The sequence below is a fragment of the Pseudomonas sp. PSE1(2024) genome, from assembly GCF_050990555.1.
GTDB classification, from domain to species: domain Bacteria; phylum Pseudomonadota; class Gammaproteobacteria; order Pseudomonadales; family Pseudomonadaceae; genus Aquipseudomonas; species Aquipseudomonas aphyarum.
In genome coordinates, this window is the sequence record NZ_CP158967.1 from 3,820,605 (window position 1) to 3,836,522 (window position 15,918).

Genomic DNA, 15,918 nt, shown 5'->3' on the forward strand with positions numbered 1-15,918 from the left:
TCATGGCGCAACCATCGGTGGCGCCTTGCTGTGCAATACCTTTGATTCGGTATTGGAGCGCGACACCGTCTCCGGTACCGCCACCCAAAGCAGCACCAGCGCCGCCAGCGCCACCCCCGCCAAGGTCAGGAACGCAGCGCTGTACCCCGCCTCCTGAACCACAATCCCCGCCAGGCTGTTGCTCAGCGCAGCCCCCAAACCAAACACCGTCGAAATCGCCCCAAGGCTGACATTGAAATGCCCGGTGCCCAACGTCAGGTCTTTCACTACCACCGGAAACAGCGCGCCGAAAATCCCCGCGCCGATGCCATCGAGCAACTGCACCGAAACCAGCCACCATGGATCGTTCGACAGCACATACAACACGCCGCGCAATGGCAGGATCAGGAACCCTGCCAGCAACAACGGCTTGCGTCCCCACAGATCCGCTTTCGCCCCCACCAGCAGTGCAACCGGCACCATCACCAGTTGCGCCGCGACGATGCAGGCGGACGTAAGCGGCGTGGCCATCTGCAGATTGGCCTGCGCCAGTTTCTGACTCACCAGCGGCAACATCGCCGCGTTTGCCAGATGAAACAGCGCGCAGCAAATCGCGAACATTAGCAGCGGTCTGTTGGTGAGCAACACGGAAAGCCCCGAAGGCTGCTTGCCCTGCCCCGTTTCGCTGGGCTCCAGACCTCGGGCGAGATCGTGGTCAATCGCGTCGGCCGATACGAACGAGACGGCAATCACACTGGCCAGCGCCATGACTGCCATCAGATAAAACACCGCGACCGGGCCGAACAGGTACGCGGACAAACCAGCCAACAACGCGGCGCAAGCGTTGCCGGCGTGGTTGAAGGTTTCGTTGCGCCCGGTTCTTCGCGTAAACGCGCGAGGCCCGGTAATGCCAAGGGTGATCGCGCAAATGGCTGGCGCGAAGATCGAAGCGGCGACGGCACTGATGGCTTGCGTCACCGCCACCAGGCTGAACGACGTCACGAACGGCAGCAGCAGACAGCTTCCGGTGACCACCAGCGCAGCAATCGCTATCAGCGCCCGTTTGAAGCGTGTGCTGTCGACCAGCGCGCCTGCCGGGGTCTGCGTGATGAGCGCAGCGATCCCGGCAATGGTCATGACCAGACCAATGCTCGCCGGCTCCCAGTGGTGAACCGCCAACAGGTAAATCGCCAAATAGGGACCGAGCCCGTCACGCACGTCGGCGAGGAAGAAATTCAGGCTGTCGAGGGACAGGTTATTGCGGCGATCGAGGTGAGTGGCCACGGGTAACGTCTTCATTGTCGAGGTTCTGCGAGATGACTCAACCTCCGCAAATCGAATGACCTTTTGCCGGGCGTTTTAGTTGCATGAAACAGCCGTCCGTTACTGCCCCATCAACAACTCGCGCTCGCCTTCACACAAACCCACGACGTAATCCCAAACCACCCGCAACCGCACCGACTTGTGCAACTCCCGCCGCGTACTGATCCAGTAACTGCGCTCGATGCTCTCATCCGGAAGCAGCGCCACCAGATCCGGATCCGACGCGGCCATGTAACAAGGCAGCACCGCAATCCCAAGCCCCGAGCGCGCCGCCTGTTGCTGGGCGATCACGCTGGTACTGTGAAACACCACCCGCGGATTGCGACAGAAGCTGTTGAGAAACATCAGCTCCTGACTGAACAGCAGATCATCGACATAACCGATCCACGCATGCCGTCCAAGATCTTCGCGACTGCGCAGCGGCGGCGCACCGTCCAGATAGCTCTGGCTCGCATAGAGGGCGAGCTTGTAATCAGTCAGTTTGCGGGTGACCAGCATGTCCGCCGCCGGCCGTTCCAGGTGAATGCTGATTTCCGCCTCACGGTTGAGAATGCTGACGAAACGCGGCACCGCCACCAGTTCCACTTCCAGCCCCGGATAGCGCTCGAACAACCCGATCATGCGACTGGCGAGAAACATGATGCCCAGGCCTTCGGTGACACCAACGCGGATCTTGCCCAGCGGTGCCGTGGATTGGGTGATTTCTTCCTGAGCCAACAGCGCGACGTTTTCCATTGCTTCGGCATGCTTGAGCAGCGCCTCCCCCGCTGGTGTCATTTCGTAACCTTGGGCGTGCTGGACGAACAGCGCGGTACCGAGGCTTTTTTCGATGGCCTCAATATGCCGGGCGACGGTGGCGTGCGTGGTGTTCAGGCGGCGGGCAGCCGTGAGCAAGCGGCCGCTGCGTTGTAACTCAAGAAAGAACCGCAGGTCGTTCCAGTCGAACATGGCTTGTCCTTGTCGGCTATCGTCAGGGAGCGCTGTTTGAAAACGCACAGCGGCTGCGCAAAAACTAACATTCTTTTGACGAAAGCTAACAACTAGGATGACTGACAACAAAAACAATAAGCGAGGTCAGGGAATGCAGACTTCCCTCGATGAATTCGATTACATCGTGGTCGGCGCCGGGCCGGCCGGGTGTTTGCTGGCCAATCGACTGTCGGCGGATCCGCAGCAGCGCGTGCTGTTGCTGGAAGCCGGCGGGCGCGACAACTATCCGTGGATTCACATCCCCGTGGGTTACCTGTTCTGCATCGGCAACCCGCGCACCGACTGGTGCTTCAAGACTGAAGAGCAACCGGGCCTCAATGGCCGCGCGCTGAGTTATCCGCGCGGCAAGGTGCTGGGCGGCTGTTCGTCGATCAACGGCATGATCTACATGCGCGGCCAGGCCAACGACTATGACGGCTGGGCTGCCGAGGGCAATCCGGGCTGGGCCTGGAATGACGTGCTGCCGCTGTTCAAGCAGAGCGAAAACCACTTTGCCGGCGCGGCGGACTTTCATGGCGACAAGGGTGAGTGGCGGGTCGAACGCCAGCGCCTGTCGTGGCCGATTCTCGATGCGTTCCGCAGCGCTGCCGAACAGAGCGGCATCGCCAGCATCGATGACTTCAACCAGGGCGACAACGAAGGTTGCGGCTATTTTCAGGTGAATCAGAAGGCCGGGGTGCGCTGGAATGCGGCGAAGGCGTTTCTTAAGCCGATTCGCGATCGGGACAATCTCACGATATTGACCGAAGTCGAAGTGGATCGCGTTCTGTTCGAAGACGGCCGCGCTTCGAAAGTCAGCGCCCGTTGGCAGGGTCAACAAAAGAGTTTCAAGGCGCGCAAGGAGATCGTGTTGTGCGCAGGTTCTGTGGGCTCGCCGAGCATTCTGCAACGCTCCGGAATCGGCCCGCGTCCGCTGCTGGAAAAGCTCGGTATCGGCGTGGTGCATGAACTGCCGGGCGTCGGCGGCAACCTGCAGGATCACCTGCAACTGCGCCTGATCTACAAACTGGAAAACGCCCGCACCCTCAACCAGATCGCAGGCAGCGTGTGGGGCAAGATGGGCATGGGCCTGCGTTATCTTTATGACCGCAGCGGGCCGTTGTCGATGGCGCCGAGTCAGTTGGGCGCATTTGCCCGCTCCGGGCCGGAACAGACTTCGGCCAACCTCGAATATCACGTGCAGCCGCTGTCGCTGGAGCGCTTTGGCGAGCCGCTGCACAGCTTCCCCGCGTTCACCGCGTCGGTATGCGATCTACGTCCGCAGAGCCGTGGCCGGGTCGAGATTCGCTCCGTCGATCCGCAAACCGCACCGCTGATCCAGCCCAATTACCTCAGCCATCCCGAAGACCTTCGCGTGGCCGCCGACGCGATTCGCCTGACCCGACGCATCGTCAGTGCCCCCGCCCTGCAAGCCTTCAACCCGGTGGAATACCTGCCCGGTGCCAGCCTGCAGACCGAAGAACAACTGCACGAAGCGGCGGCGAAGATCGGCACGACGATTTTCCACCCGGTCGGCACCTGTCGCATGGGTAACGACGCGAACGCGGTGGTCGATGCGCAATTGCGAGTGCACGGCGTGCCGGGCCTGCGAATTGCCGATGCGTCGATCATGCCGCGCATTACCTCGGGCAACACTTGTTCGCCTACGCTGATGATTGCTGAAAAAGCGGCACAGCTGATTCTCAACCCAACCGCCCGGAGTTTTCCCGCCGAAGAAAAAGCACTGACCGCACTCTCTTGACCAAAGGAACAGCGGCGCACGCCCACAAGGCCGGCGCCGACAGTGGAAACAACAAAAACAATCACTGTGAGGGATACCGATATGTCAGAACACGTTCAGCCTCTGGACGCCGTGCGCAGCACGGACGCCAGCCCCGATACCCGAAAGGTCATCTTCGCCTCGTCCCTGGGGACGGTATTCGAGTGGTATGACTTCTTTCTTTACGGCGCCCTGGCGGCGGTCATCAGCAAACAGTTTTTCGCCGGGGTCAACGACACCACCGCGTTCATCTTCGCGCTGATGGCGTTTGCCGCAGGCTTCATCGTGCGGCCGTTCGGGGCGCTGGTGTTCGGTCGGTTGGGGGACATGATCGGGCGCAAATACACCTTCCTCGCGACCATCATCCTGATGGGTGTGGCGACATTCGCCGTGGGCCTGCTGCCGACTTACGCCAGCATCGGCATCGCCGCGCCGATCATTCTGGTGATACTGCGCATGCTGCAGGGCCTGGCCCTCGGCGGCGAATACGGCGGCGCTGCGACTTACGTGGCGGAACACGCGCCGATCGGCAAGCGCGGTTTCCACACCAGCTGGATTCAATCCACCGCGACCCTCGGTCTGCTGCTGTCGCTGCTGGTGGTGCTCGGCTGCCGCTACTTCACTGGCGATCAGTTCGAAGTCTGGGGCTGGCGTATTCCGTTCCTGCTGTCGATCGTGCTGCTGGGCATTTCCACCTGGATTCGCCTGAGCCTGCACGAGTCGCCGGCCTATCTGAAAATGAAAGAGGAAGGCAAGACCAGCAAGGCGCCGATCCGCGAATCCTTCGGTAAATGGGAAAACCTCAAGGTCGTGCTGATCGCGCTGTTCAGCATCAACGCCGGGCAAGCGGTGACCTTCTATGCCGCGCAGTTCTACGTGCTGTTCTTCCTCACCCAGTTCCTGAAAATGGACCCGGCGGTGGCCAACAGTCTGCTGATCATCAGCGTGGTGATCGGCGCGCCGTTCTTCATCATTTTCGGCTGGCTGTCGGACAAAGTCGGACGCAAACCGGTGCTGATGCTCGGCCTGCTGCTGGCCACGGCGCTGTACTTTCCGATCTTCAAATCCCTGGCCCACTACGCCAACCCGGCCATCGACCACGCCAGCCAGCAGGCACCGATCACCGTGGTGGCAGACCCGGCGACCTGCACCTTCCAGTTCGATCCGGTGGGCAAGGCCAAATTCGACAGCCCGTGCGACAAGGTCAAGACCTTCCTGGTCAAGCAGGGCCTGCCCTACTCCAGCGTCGCCGCTCCGGCGGGCAGCGCGGTGCAGGTGAGCGTCGGCGATGTGAAGCTCGACGGTTTCGACGAGGCGGCACTGCGCGGCGCCATCACCCTCGCCGGCTACCCGCAACAGGCTGACCTGCAGCAGATCAACAAACCGATGATCGTTGCCCTGATCGTCGGCCTGATCATCATCTCCGCCATGTGCTACGGCCCGCTCGCGGCGCTGATGGTCGAACTGTTCCCGACCCGCATCCGCTACACCTCGATGTCCCTGCCGTACCACATCGGCAACGGCTGGTTCGGCGGTTTCCTGCCAACCGTGTCGTTCGCGCTGGTGGTGTACACCGGGGATATTTTCTACGGGCTGTGGTACCCGGTGCTGATTACCGGGGTGAGCCTGGTGGTCGGAATGATCTGTCTGCGTGAGACGAAGAATATCGATCTGGACAAGAACTGATTGGCACAACGGATCCGCTTCAGGTCAGGCCTGAAGCGGTTTTTTTGTGGATGTTCCTCTGCCATCGACAGCATAGTGGCATTTACATATCATCCAGCATCACTTAATGCAGCTCCCTTCCTTCATTACTCACCCCCTCCTAAAGGATCAGGAAAATGGCCAACTTGTCGACGCCCGATACGTCACCCGACAATGCCGAAGACAACAACAAACCTGGCAAAACAAATCGAGGTGGTAAATTTCTTGCGTGGTTCGGCCAAGCCATCGTCCCGGTACTTTTTGGCTCCTTCCTCTTCAGCGGCATCCTCGAAGGTTACAAGAGCTCCCTCGGCGACAAAAAAGACATTATTGACAGCTATTACCGGCCGATGCGGGCGCTGCACGCCTCCTGCTCTTCAAAGCATCTGGAACTGGCAGATCAATACGGCAAGCTTGCGGGCTCCTACAAATTACAGTTCGATGAGCTAAAGCACATTCTGACCCACCCGGAACTGGCGTCGAAGCCCGGTTACGATGCCGTGCCCAGAGCCCTGTACAAAACCAATGAAAAACTGGCCAAAAGCAGCGAAGAACTTGCCACTGCGGTACGTCAATGCCGCATCGACCTCTACATCAAATATGAAGAGCTCGCACTGGTGCCAGGCACCTATGAAAAATTCAAAAGACTGGCAAGTGTGCGTGACAAATCGGTAGAAAAAATCGACAAGCAGATGAAGCTCTCCATGGAGCCTTACCTCGAAGCAAGCAACAGCAACGATATGATGGCGCTCCTGCGCAAAGTTGCCTCCTCTGACGCTGAATCATCAGCGGATCAACAAAAAATGCTTGAAGAAGTTTCTGTCTACGCCAAGCCGGTCGTCGAACTCAATCTTCTATTCAGGACCACCGAACAAAACAACTTCAATGCGGAACAAGCATTCTTCAAATCGACCCGCAATCTTTTCGCGCGTGAGATCAGCGCTCGACAATCCAAAGGCTTTTTCAGCTATCTCTTCTAACCCGGTTCAACTCTCCCCACCACAAGGATGATCCGCAGATGAACAATGGACATGTCCAAATTCCATGCGCCGCTGTGCGGCCGCTCGAGCCTGTTCTTTACAGTTGGATCGCATGCACCCACCGCTATGTCGACATCTGGGACGGAAATGACTTGCCCTACTGGTACAACGAGCAAGCCAACGTCAGTATTCTCGCCGGAGCTGCGTGGAAAGCCGACTGGACGGCAATCGAGGAATATCAGATCAACAAAGTCGCAACGGAGGCGAGTGAAAACGCGTCATTGATAGGGCGCAATGACCTGTACGTTGCCGATGACAACCATGGTTTCTGTATTGAAGCCAAAGTGGCTTACGTCCCCATCAACAATGTGCCGTACGCTCGAGATCGAATCATTGAACGTTGCAGATTGGCGAAGGCCGACGCATTGCGGGTGGACTATCACGACCCCAAGTTGGGCGCAGTGTTTATTGCCCCATATTCGCCAGGCTGCGTGGCAACTCCCGGGCAAATTCTGGAATTTGCGAAGATGCTTCAGACATTGCCCCACGACGCACTCGCCTGGGCCTGCCCCATCGACGCCCAGAAAACACCCAGTCACGACAACAAGCACTACCCGATGATCGCACTACTGCTTGTGAATGCCGAAACGAGCAAACAATCCTGACTGCGCGTCATTTGACATAATTGTTTGCCGGCCGAATAAATACGGCCGGCAAACTCAGACCTCCGCCTCGAGCAATTCAAACTTCACCTGATCGGGATAAAACGCCACGTAGTCCTTGATCTGGCTGACCGAAATCTTCGGATGTTCGTACGTCCACACCGCATTCGCCCCTTCATGCCCCGGCACTTGCAGACTGAAATAGTTGGCATCGCCCTTGTACGGGCAGTAGGTGGTGTGGTCGGTGCGGGCGAAGTACTTCTCGTCGATGTCCTCGCGGGGGATGTAGTAGACCGGCGGGTAATTGGCTTCGAGCAGCACCAGCGCTCGGGCCGACGCGGCGACTTGTATGCCGTGGAATTTCACAAGAAGGCAGCCTGGCTGCTCGGCGATGGTGATGACTGGGCTGGGACCGGAAGTTTTCATCGGTTTCTCCTGACTGCGGCGAAGGCACCGGTTCAGGTATAACCCATGCGGGGGAATTTCGTCGGGTTCACAGCCGAACGGCCTTTCTTCGATCAGATATGACCGCCGCTTGCGAGAGCGGCGGTTTCTGGTTTCATATCACGCGCAAAACGACCAAAACGCCCACCCACAGGAGTGTCATCATGCGTAAGGATTACCTGGCTTTTTTCATCTCGCTGTTCCTGTCGCGGCTGGCGGATCAGATCCTGTTGTTCATCGTGCCGTTGGTGGTATTCCAGACCACCAACAGCGCGTCCTGGGCGGGGCTCGCATTCTTCGTCGAGTCGCTGCCGCGCTTTCTCGCGTTTCCGCTGTGCGGGGCCCTGTGCGACAAGTTCTCGCCCATCAGAATCCTGCACATCAGTCAGGTCTACCGGGCGCTGCTCTGCGTGCTGGCAGTAGGGCTTTATGCCGTCTTCGGCGGTATCGCATGGCTTGTGGTGCTGTCAGCGCTGTGCGGCGTGCTGACGACTCAGGGCATCATGGCCCGCGAAGTGCTGATGCCGCATATTTTCCAGCACTACAGCTACACCAAAACCCTTTCCTACTCGCAGATAGCCGACCAGACCGGACTGGTTCTGGGGCCCTTGGTGGCGGCATTGCTGCTGGAGGTTTCGGCCTGGCACTGGGTGGTGCTGTGGGTGGCCGGACTGTTCCTGCTGGCCGACCTCAGCATGCTGGTGTGGCAACGTTTCAGCCGTATCACCCTGGAGGTGTTCGAGCAGCATCAGGACATCTGGCTGCAGCCTCTGCGCATCGCTTTCAGGCATATCCGCGAACTGGCGGAGCTGAAAAAGATCATCACCCTGGCAGTCGGGGTCAACCTGATTGTCGGGGTCACCCTGGCCACTTCGGCGGCCATGGTGCTCGGTCAATACAGCGCCGGCAAGGACGACTACGCCGTGCTGCAAGCGGCTGGCGCGGTGACCACCATCGTGATTCTGTTTTTCCTCGCCCGGGTGGTATTGCCCTTGCGCGTACTGGGTGGCGTTGCCTATTCGATGCTCGCCGCCGGCGCCTTCATCAGCGCCCTGAGCCCGAACCTGGCGGGTTATGTGCTGGGTTTCCTGCTGATCGTCGGCTTCGACAAGATGTTCAACGTTTACATGCGCAGCATTCGCCAGCGAGTCATTCCCCCTCAGGACTTCGGCAAGACCGTGGGCGTGATCACCCTGCTCAACAACTTGTCGCAACCGCTGGCCGGTCTGCTGGTCGCACTGCTCGCTGCGCCACTGGGGACGCAACGTGTGATTCTGATTCTGGCCGTGCTGGCGACGCTGCTGGGCGTGGCGGCTCTCTGGTGGTTTGCCAGAGTACGTAATGCCCACGCCACGTCGATCCTCGAGACCGAGCAGTAACCGATTTCACTGTCGTAGAGCGATGTCCAAAAACAAAAAAACCGCAGCCTGCGAAGGACTGCGGTTTTTTCGTTTCAGATTTTCCGTTTTCAGATCAGGCGACGATGTCGGTCGCCACAGCCTGCCCCACCACACCCACGGCGAAGTCCACCGCCCCCTGGCCTGTCAGGTCGATCATCAGGCTGGTCTGGTTGGTCTGTTCGAAGTAAGTGAGGATCGCATCGCCGGCGTGCCCGGTGAAGCCGCTGACGAAGTTCAGCGTGGCCACGCCGGTGGCGAACCCGGCGATGCCCGACAGGTCAATCTTGTCCAGGCCGCTGGTGAAATCCATGATCCAGTCCGGCGCGGTCATGGTCGAGTCGCTGGCCGCGCCGAACACGAAGGTGTCCGCGCCTTCACCGCCCCACAGCGAATCACCGCCGCCACCGCCGTAAATGATGTCGTTGCCGGCACCGCCGATCAGGTCGTTGGCCGCTGCGTTGCCGATCAGCAGGTCATTGCCCGAACCGCCAATGGCGTTTTCCACGGTCACGCCGTGGGCGATGGACACGTTGCCCACCAGACCGCCAACATCGGAGAACGAGCCTTCGTTGAGGTTGATCTTCTGGTTCTGGCTGAAGCCGGAGAAATCCAGCGTGTCATTACCGCCGCCGTCCCACACCGAGAACACCACTTTGGAGGAGTTCGAGGTGGCGCTGTAGAAGTCGCGATCGGCGTTGGAGTTGAAGCCGTACACGGTGTTTTCGGCACGGGTTTCGAAGTTGGCGCCGTAGAGTTTCTGCACCGCGACGATGTCGTCCATCAACGGTGCCGAGGCGTAGGCACCGCTGCCGTCCTTGCTGAAGTTCTGGTCGGTGTTGGCCTCGCTCCAGTAGCTCATCAGGCTGTAGCCACGGGTGTCTTCGGCGTATTTGGCGTCACCGTAGGTCGGGTTGCCGTTGCCGGCGTTGTAGGCGCCCGGGTGCGACAGGCCAAGGGTGTGGCCGATTTCGTGGGTCAGGGTCTGACGCCCGTAGTTGTTGGTGTCCGGAGTCTTGTTGACCTGGTATTGATCGTTGATCAGGTACCACGATTGGCCGTCGTAGCTGCTGCCCTGTGGCAGGTAGGCGAACGCTGCGCCGCCGGTGCTGACGTCGTAGTTGCCGAAGGTCATGTGACCGTCGCCACCCTTGCCTTCGGTGAAGGTGACATTGGCCACGTCCGACCACGATTGCATCGCCAGCACGGCCTGTGCTTTCTGCTGGGCGCTGAACTCGCTGAAGTTGCCGAGTTTCGGGTTGTAGTTCGACGGTTTGTCGGTCAGGAACGTGTAGGTCAGATCAATCTTGCCGTCGGCATTCTTATCCTGCCACGACATGCCCTTGCGCAGGATTTCGTCGGCAGCCTGGTCGGCGGTGAACGACGGTTTGCCATTGACGGTCCCGGTGCCACGGTCATACAGGTGGCTGAAGGTGTCGACGGCGGTGAAGGCGCTGCTGGCCTGGGAGGAAGGTTGAGACATGGTGTACGTCCTTGTTTCTGAAGAGTCAGTATCAGACAGAAAAACGGCGATCTTCTGGCGAGATCGTCCTGTCACTCGCCCTGTTAGGCGGATTGAACCTGCCACAGCCGCCAACGGGGGCGCTAATCAATTTCTCGATAGCGTCCCGGATTGCCCCGACGCGGGCTGTCATGACCGGCAATCCTTTTATCTGTATATCCATACAGATAAAAGTTGCCCGTTCGCCCGAGTCAGGCCATCCTGTGCGCCTCTTCGGGCAATGATCGACGACGGTGGTTATGCGGCTGTACCTCTGTGAAAAACCCTCCCAGGCTAAGGACATTGCGGCCGTGCTCGGCGCAAAGCGTCGGGGCGACGGCTGCTGGCTGGGAACGGATGTCACGGTGACCTGGTGCATCGGCCACTTGCTGGAAACTGCCCCGCCGGACGCCTACGACGCCAAATACAAGCGCTGGGTGCTGGCGGACCTGCCGATCATCCCGGACAAATGGAAAATGACCGTCAAGCCGCGTACCGCCAGCCAGTACAAGGCGGTCAAGCGCCTGCTCGGCGAGGCCAGCGAACTGATCATCGCCACCGACGCCGACCGGGAAGGCGAGATGATCGCCCGGGAGCTGGTCGAGCACTGCCGCTATCGCGGGCCGATCCGCCGCTTGTGGCTATCGGCGCTGGACGAAGCCTCGATTCGCAAGGCGTTGGCGGCGCTGAAACCGGGCGCTGAAACCTTCAGCCTGTATCACTCGGCACTGGGGCGCTCGCGGGCGGATTGGCTGATCGGGATGAACATGAGTCGACTGTTCACCCTGCTTGGCCGGCAATCCGGCTATCAAGGCGTGCTGCCGGTGGGCCGCGTGCAGACGCCGACGTTGCGGCTGGTGGTGGATCGCGACCGCAGCATCGCCGATTTCGTGCCGGTCGCGTATTGGGCCATCGATGTGCAACTGCTGCACAACGGCACGCCGTTCACGGCGCAATGGCGTGCGCCGAACGATGCCTGTGACGATCAGGATCGCTGCCTCAATCAAGCCCTCGCTCAGCAAGCAACCGCCGCAATCAGCAGCGCTGCCAGCGCCCGAGTGGTCAAACTGCGCACCGAGCGCATGCGCGAAGTGGCGCCCCTGCCCTTCGATCTGGGCACCTTGCAGGAAGTCTGCTCGAAGAAGCTCGGCCTCGGTGCCCAGGAAACCCTCGACATCGCCCAGGCCCTCTACGAAACCTACAAAGTCATCACCTACCCGCGCAGCGATTGCGGCTACCTGCCCCTGAGCCAGCACAGCGAGGCGCCGGGGATTCTCGCGGCGTTGCGTCAGGCCGACCCTAGCCTCGAAGCGCTACGCGAGCATCTGGAGCCGCAACGCCGCTCCCGCGCCTGGAACGACGCCAAGGTCAGCGCTCACCACGGCATCATCCCGACCGCTGCCGCGAAAAATCTCGAACGCCTGACCGGCAAGCACCGCGCGGTCTACACGCTGATTCGCGCGCGGTATCTGGCGCAGTTCCTGCCCAATCACGAATACGACCGCACCCAGGCCGATTTCGATTGCGCCGGTGAAGCCTTGCGCGCGGTTGGCAAGCAGATCATCGAACCGGGCTGGAAACGCGCGTTGCCCGAAGCGCTGGCACCGGCCAAGGGTCGTGAAGCGCCGGCCCCGCAAACCTTGCCGACGTTCACCCAAGGCGCCGAGTGCGCAATCGCAGACGTGAAACTCAAGGACCTGTGGACGCAGCCGCCCAAGCCCTACACCGAAGGCGACCTGATCAAGGCGATGAAGAACGTCGCCAAACTGGTGGAAGATCCGCTGCTCAAGCAGAAACTCAAGGACACCACCGGCATCGGCACCGAAGCCACCCGCGCCTCGATCATTCAAGGGTTGCTGGATCGTGGTTATCTGGTGAAGAACGGCAAGGCGCTGTCCGCCACACCTGCCGCGTTCAGCCTGATCGACGCCGTGCCGCGCGCAATTGCCGACCCCGGCACCACAGCGATCTGGGAGCAGGCGCTGGACATGGTGCAAAGCGGCGAGATGAGTCTGGAAGAGTTCGTCACCAAGCAGGCGGCGTGGATGAGCAAGCAAGTGACCCGCTGTGCCGGGCTGAGCCTGACCATCAGCGGCCCGCCGCCCGCAGGCAAGGCCGCTGCGCCGTGGAAGAACAAACGCAAGACCACCCGGCGTAAAACCACCGGAACCAGCAAACGCTCGGCGAAACCGGCAGCCAAATAGCCCGCCGCACGCTACTGTTTCTGCAGTGATGGTCAGGAGTCAGCGGCATGTCTGTCATCGAACTGCGCGTCGCCCGGCGCGACGAACTGGACACCCTCGAAAACCTGATGCAGTTCTACACCTATGACTTCAGCGAGTGGCTCCCGCTGAAGCTCGGCGGGCATGGGTTCTTCCCGATCCAGTTGAAAGACGATTACTGGCGCCAGCCGGCGACGCGACCATTCCTGATCCACGTCGACGGCGAACTGGCGGGATTCGTGACCGTGGATGACCACCTCCTCATCGAAGGCGCCGACTACAACATCGGCTATTTCTTCGTCAGCCGACGCTGGCGTGGCCAAGGCGTCGCGCAGTTTGTCGCCTCTGCCCTCTTGAGCCATTTGCCCGGTCGGTGGCAGATTTTCCATGTCGACGCCAACCTGCCTGCACAGCGGTTCTGGGCCCGGCTCATCCCCGAGCTGAGCGGCGGCGACTTTACCCGCCAGACCAAAACAGTGGACGGCTATCCCTGCACGTTTTACTGCCTGCGCAACCTTTCTCCCGCTGCCTGAACGCCGCTTTTTTCATTCCAGAATGACTTTGTCCGACAATATGTAGTGACCAAAAATAATCACTACAAAACCGTTGACGGCGTCGTTTTGCTTTTGCATGATGCAGACGTCTCCCCGATCGGGAGCACTGGCAACACGCTTGAGCAAGCTCGTCTGACCGCCGAGCTGTTTTTTCCGGATACACGCTGCCCACAAGGCAGATTGAAGAAGCTGACCTGGCCTGAACGTCCAGTACAAGGACGAGAAGCGCTGGCGAAAATTCTCAAGACGCTTGTGGTCGACCCTGAAAACGTCGTCAAGGAGCCTCCCGGTTTTCGCTGCTTCTCCTCGTTGTGACGCTATTGCGTAGCAGTTATTCAACACGACTACATGCAACAGACGCATGACCCCGTACTTCACACGGGCGACCGCTGACGTCCTGGTTTCGGTGCCAGGGATCAACTAACCGATGGGCTACCTGTATTAGCGAATCAACTTTGAAAGATCACCAGACTGGTCAAGGGGCAATATCATGAATCTGAACAATCAACCTACTATCGAAGAACTGGCTCGTATGTTCGCTGCGCAAAAAGACAGCCACGACAGCCATATTCTGTGGATCAGCAAGTCGGGTCAGGTCCATATCGACTGCCTGTCGCCCCATGCTGGTGAAGAAGAGTTCGACCGGAACAACCAGAACCTGCTGGCCCGCCTGAAGATGTACCGCCGCGGCCACGGCTATGTCGGCAAGAAAGCCGCGGCCGACAAGGACTTCATCGGTAATGTTCTGCAAACGCTGAAACAGGCGTGGGACTCGATGCAGAACAAGAACGAAGTTCGGGTGATTGATCGGTTCTACTAAGTTCTAACTTCAATAAACAAAAGGGCCTGCTTCCGATAAGGAGCAGGCCCTTTTTTATTGCTCGCAAACAATGCTCATGAACGGGTTTCCAGCACCATCTCCATGAACGCCACCGATGCCGCACTGTGATAGTTATTCTGGCGCCGCAACAACGCCGCTCCCCGCTGCGGCGCCTCGCTCTCGACCCGCAACCGACGCAATGCCCGGTCCTCGGTCGCAATCGCCTCCGGCAACATGGTCGCAATCGGCGCATGCCGGATCACTTCCAGCAACGTACTCACCGAATTCACCTCGATCTGCACCTTGGGCGTGATGCCGTTGTGGCGGAAGTACTCATCGATCGACAAACGCGTGAAGAAGTCAGGCGCCAGCAAGGCAAAATCCAGCTGCGCAATGTCATCCGGGGTCAGCACTGAAGCGCTGTCGTACAGCGGATGCTCACGCCCGACCATCACCCCCAACGTCTCGACAAACGCCGGAATGCACTCAATGTCCGGATTGCGCACCGGTGTGAAGGCAATCGCGATATCCAGCGAGTCATCCGCCAGCCCGGCCTCGATGTCGTCCATCGACAACTCGAAAATTTCCAGATGAATCCCCGGATACCGCGCCACGTAATCACGCACCAACGGCCCGACCAGGTACGCCATGAACGTCGGCGTCATGGCCAGTCGCAGCGAGCCTCGGGACAGATCCTTCACGTCATGTAACGCGCGCTTGCCCGCCTCCAGTTCCACCAGCACCCGTCGCGCGCATTCGATATAGGCCTGACCGGCATCAGTCGGTTTCACCGAGCGCGAGGTGCGGTCGAACAGATCCACACCGAGGCTTTCCTCCAGTTGGCGGATCTGTTGCGACAGGGTCGGCTGCGACACATGCAGCGCCTCGGCCGCCCGGGTGAAGCCGCCGTGATCGGCCACGGCCAGCAGGTATCGCAAATGTCGCAGCAGCATGGAACGCTCCATCTATAGGCAGTGCTTATGCTTTGCATTGTATATCGGTCTTGGACGCTATGGATCAATCGGCAGAAGATGAATCCCACACAGCAAGCCAACCCCGAAAGGAGAAGCACCATGCAATCCCAAGCCTACAACGACAGCCGCATCGCTCTGACCACCCGCGCCCTGGATGCCAAGGCACAGAAAAACCTGTCGTGGCAGGATCTGGCCGACGGCACCGGCCTGAGCCTGGCTTACGTCACCGCCGCCCTCCTCGGCCAGCATCCACTGCCGAAAGCCGCTGCCGAAGTGGTCGGCGACAAGCTTGAGCTGAGTGCCGAAGACGTCGCCGCCCTGCAGATCATCCCGCTGCGCGGCAGCCTCGACGGTGTGCCGACCGACCCGACCATCTATCGCTTCCACGAGATGATCCAGATCTACGGCACCACGCTGAAAGCACTGGTTCACGAGCAGTTCGGCGACGGCATCATCAGCGCGATCAACTTCAAGCTCGACATCAAGAAAGTCGAAGACCCTGAAGGCGGTTCCCGCGCCGTGGTCACCCTCGACGGCAAGTTCCTCCCGCTGCGTCCGTTCTGATCCATCCCGGGCCCGCATCCCGCGTGCGGGCCCCTCCAAACCTCA

15 protein-coding genes are annotated in these 15,918 nt (G+C 59.8%); 9 read left to right on the forward strand and 6 right to left on the reverse strand.

Features of this window, described 5'->3' with window-relative positions; genetic code table 11:
* On the reverse strand, positions 1 to 1,263 hold the full coding sequence (locus tag ABTV87_RS17190) for an MFS transporter (RefSeq protein WP_433899866.1): 1,263 nt from the start codon (positions 1,261 to 1,263) through the stop codon (positions 1 to 3).
* Positions 1,264 to 1,362: 99 nt separating this feature from the next.
* Positions 1,363 to 2,250 (reverse strand): LysR family transcriptional regulator, encoded by an 888-nt coding sequence (locus tag ABTV87_RS17195; RefSeq protein ID WP_258711914.1) that lies wholly within the window; start codon positions 2,248 to 2,250, stop codon positions 1,363 to 1,365.
* A gap of 133 nt (positions 2,251 to 2,383) precedes the next feature.
* Here ABTV87_RS17195 and ABTV87_RS17200 point away from each other — a divergent pair, with 133 nt between their 5' ends.
* From ABTV87_RS17200 to ABTV87_RS17215, 4 genes are all read left to right on the forward strand, one after another.
* Complete coding sequence (locus ABTV87_RS17200; RefSeq protein WP_433897991.1) at positions 2,384 to 4,033, forward strand: GMC family oxidoreductase; 1,650 nt, start codon at positions 2,384 to 2,386, stop codon at positions 4,031 to 4,033.
* An 81-nt stretch (positions 4,034 to 4,114) separates the two neighbouring features.
* Positions 4,115 to 5,737: an MFS transporter gene (locus tag ABTV87_RS17205; RefSeq protein ID WP_085602859.1), complete on the forward strand. Its 1,623-nt coding sequence runs from the start codon at positions 4,115 to 4,117 to the stop codon at positions 5,735 to 5,737.
* Between the two features lie 155 nt (positions 5,738 to 5,892).
* A complete protein-coding gene (locus ABTV87_RS17210; RefSeq protein WP_433897992.1) occupies positions 5,893 to 6,735 on the forward strand; it encodes a hypothetical protein in 843 nt (280 codons plus the stop codon).
* Positions 6,736 to 6,773: 38 nt separating this feature from the next.
* A complete protein-coding gene (locus tag ABTV87_RS17215) occupies positions 6,774 to 7,400 on the forward strand; it encodes a hypothetical protein (protein ID WP_433897993.1) in 627 nt (208 codons plus the stop codon).
* 54 nt (positions 7,401 to 7,454) lie between these two features.
* On the opposite strand, the gene ABTV87_RS17220 is transcribed toward ABTV87_RS17215, so the two are convergent.
* Positions 7,455 to 7,823 (reverse strand): DUF427 domain-containing protein, encoded by a 369-nt coding sequence (locus ABTV87_RS17220; RefSeq protein ID WP_085602857.1) that lies wholly within the window; start codon positions 7,821 to 7,823, stop codon positions 7,455 to 7,457.
* A gap of 182 nt (positions 7,824 to 8,005) precedes the next feature.
* On the opposite strand from ABTV87_RS17220, the gene ABTV87_RS17225 reads away from it, so the two are divergent.
* Positions 8,006 to 9,220 carry an MFS transporter gene (locus ABTV87_RS17225; RefSeq protein ID WP_085602844.1) on the forward strand — a complete coding sequence of 405 codons (1,215 nt, stop codon included), beginning with the start codon at positions 8,006 to 8,008 and terminating at the stop codon, positions 9,218 to 9,220.
* Positions 9,221 to 9,314: 94 nt separating this feature from the next.
* Here ABTV87_RS17225 and ABTV87_RS17230 read toward each other — a convergent pair whose 3' ends face one another.
* A complete protein-coding gene (locus ABTV87_RS17230) occupies positions 9,315 to 10,721 on the reverse strand; it encodes a serralysin family metalloprotease (protein WP_433897994.1) in 1,407 nt (468 codons plus the stop codon).
* Positions 10,722 to 10,999: 278 nt separating this feature from the next.
* Between ABTV87_RS17230 and ABTV87_RS17235 the strand changes: the two genes are divergently transcribed.
* Both ABTV87_RS17235 and ABTV87_RS17240 read left to right on the forward strand, forming a co-directional pair.
* Positions 11,000 to 12,943 carry a DNA topoisomerase III gene (locus ABTV87_RS17235; RefSeq protein ID WP_433897995.1) on the forward strand — a complete coding sequence of 648 codons (1,944 nt, stop codon included), beginning with the start codon at positions 11,000 to 11,002 and terminating at the stop codon, positions 12,941 to 12,943.
* Positions 12,944 to 12,990: 47 nt separating this feature from the next.
* Positions 12,991 to 13,494 carry a GNAT family N-acetyltransferase gene (locus ABTV87_RS17240; RefSeq protein WP_433897996.1) on the forward strand — a complete coding sequence of 168 codons (504 nt, stop codon included), beginning with the start codon at positions 12,991 to 12,993 and terminating at the stop codon, positions 13,492 to 13,494.
* Between the two features lie 12 nt (positions 13,495 to 13,506).
* On the opposite strand, the gene ABTV87_RS17245 is transcribed toward ABTV87_RS17240, so the two are convergent.
* A complete protein-coding gene (locus ABTV87_RS17245; protein ID WP_052026217.1) occupies positions 13,507 to 13,878 on the reverse strand; it encodes a hypothetical protein in 372 nt (123 codons plus the stop codon).
* A 127-nt stretch (positions 13,879 to 14,005) separates the two neighbouring features.
* Between ABTV87_RS17245 and ABTV87_RS17250 the strand changes: the two genes are divergently transcribed.
* A complete protein-coding gene (locus tag ABTV87_RS17250) occupies positions 14,006 to 14,335 on the forward strand; it encodes a hypothetical protein (RefSeq protein ID WP_085602835.1) in 330 nt (109 codons plus the stop codon).
* Between the two features lie 74 nt (positions 14,336 to 14,409).
* Here the strand turns inward: ABTV87_RS17250 and cynR are convergent, their stop codons facing one another.
* Complete coding sequence (gene cynR / locus ABTV87_RS17255; RefSeq protein ID WP_433897997.1) at positions 14,410 to 15,288, reverse strand: transcriptional regulator CynR; 879 nt, start codon at positions 15,286 to 15,288, stop codon at positions 14,410 to 14,412.
* A gap of 120 nt (positions 15,289 to 15,408) precedes the next feature.
* On the opposite strand from cynR, the gene cynS reads away from it, so the two are divergent.
* Positions 15,409 to 15,873 carry a cyanase gene (cynS, locus tag ABTV87_RS17260; RefSeq protein ID WP_011334741.1) on the forward strand — a complete coding sequence of 155 codons (465 nt, stop codon included), beginning with the start codon at positions 15,409 to 15,411 and terminating at the stop codon, positions 15,871 to 15,873.
* The last annotated feature ends 45 nt before the right edge of the window (positions 15,874 to 15,918 follow it).

Coding starts and splice junctions, on each gene's coding strand:
- ABTV87_RS17205 (WP_085602859.1), top strand. CDS start 4,115: ATGTCAGAACACGTTCAGCCTCTGGACGCCGTGCGCAGCACGGACGCC.
- ABTV87_RS17195 (WP_258711914.1), bottom strand. CDS start 2,250: ATGTTCGACTGGAACGACCTGCGGTTCTTTCTTGAGTTACAACGCAGC.
- ABTV87_RS17225 (WP_085602844.1), top strand. CDS start 8,006: ATGCGTAAGGATTACCTGGCTTTTTTCATCTCGCTGTTCCTGTCGCGG.
- ABTV87_RS17215 (WP_433897993.1), top strand. CDS start 6,774: ATGAACAATGGACATGTCCAAATTCCATGCGCCGCTGTGCGGCCGCTC.
- ABTV87_RS17235 (WP_433897995.1), top strand. CDS start 11,000: ATGCGGCTGTACCTCTGTGAAAAACCCTCCCAGGCTAAGGACATTGCG.
- cynR (WP_433897997.1), bottom strand. CDS start 15,288: ATGCTGCTGCGACATTTGCGATACCTGCTGGCCGTGGCCGATCACGGC.
- ABTV87_RS17230 (WP_433897994.1), bottom strand. CDS start 10,721: ATGTCTCAACCTTCCTCCCAGGCCAGCAGCGCCTTCACCGCCGTCGAC.
- ABTV87_RS17200 (WP_433897991.1), top strand. CDS start 2,384: ATGCAGACTTCCCTCGATGAATTCGATTACATCGTGGTCGGCGCCGGG.
- ABTV87_RS17220 (WP_085602857.1), bottom strand. CDS start 7,823: ATGAAAACTTCCGGTCCCAGCCCAGTCATCACCATCGCCGAGCAGCCA.
- ABTV87_RS17250 (WP_085602835.1), top strand. CDS start 14,006: ATGAATCTGAACAATCAACCTACTATCGAAGAACTGGCTCGTATGTTC.
- ABTV87_RS17210 (WP_433897992.1), top strand. CDS start 5,893: ATGGCCAACTTGTCGACGCCCGATACGTCACCCGACAATGCCGAAGAC.
- ABTV87_RS17245 (WP_052026217.1), bottom strand. CDS start 13,878: ATGCGTCTGTTGCATGTAGTCGTGTTGAATAACTGCTACGCAATAGCG.
- ABTV87_RS17240 (WP_433897996.1), top strand. CDS start 12,991: ATGTCTGTCATCGAACTGCGCGTCGCCCGGCGCGACGAACTGGACACC.
- cynS (WP_011334741.1), top strand. CDS start 15,409: ATGCAATCCCAAGCCTACAACGACAGCCGCATCGCTCTGACCACCCGC.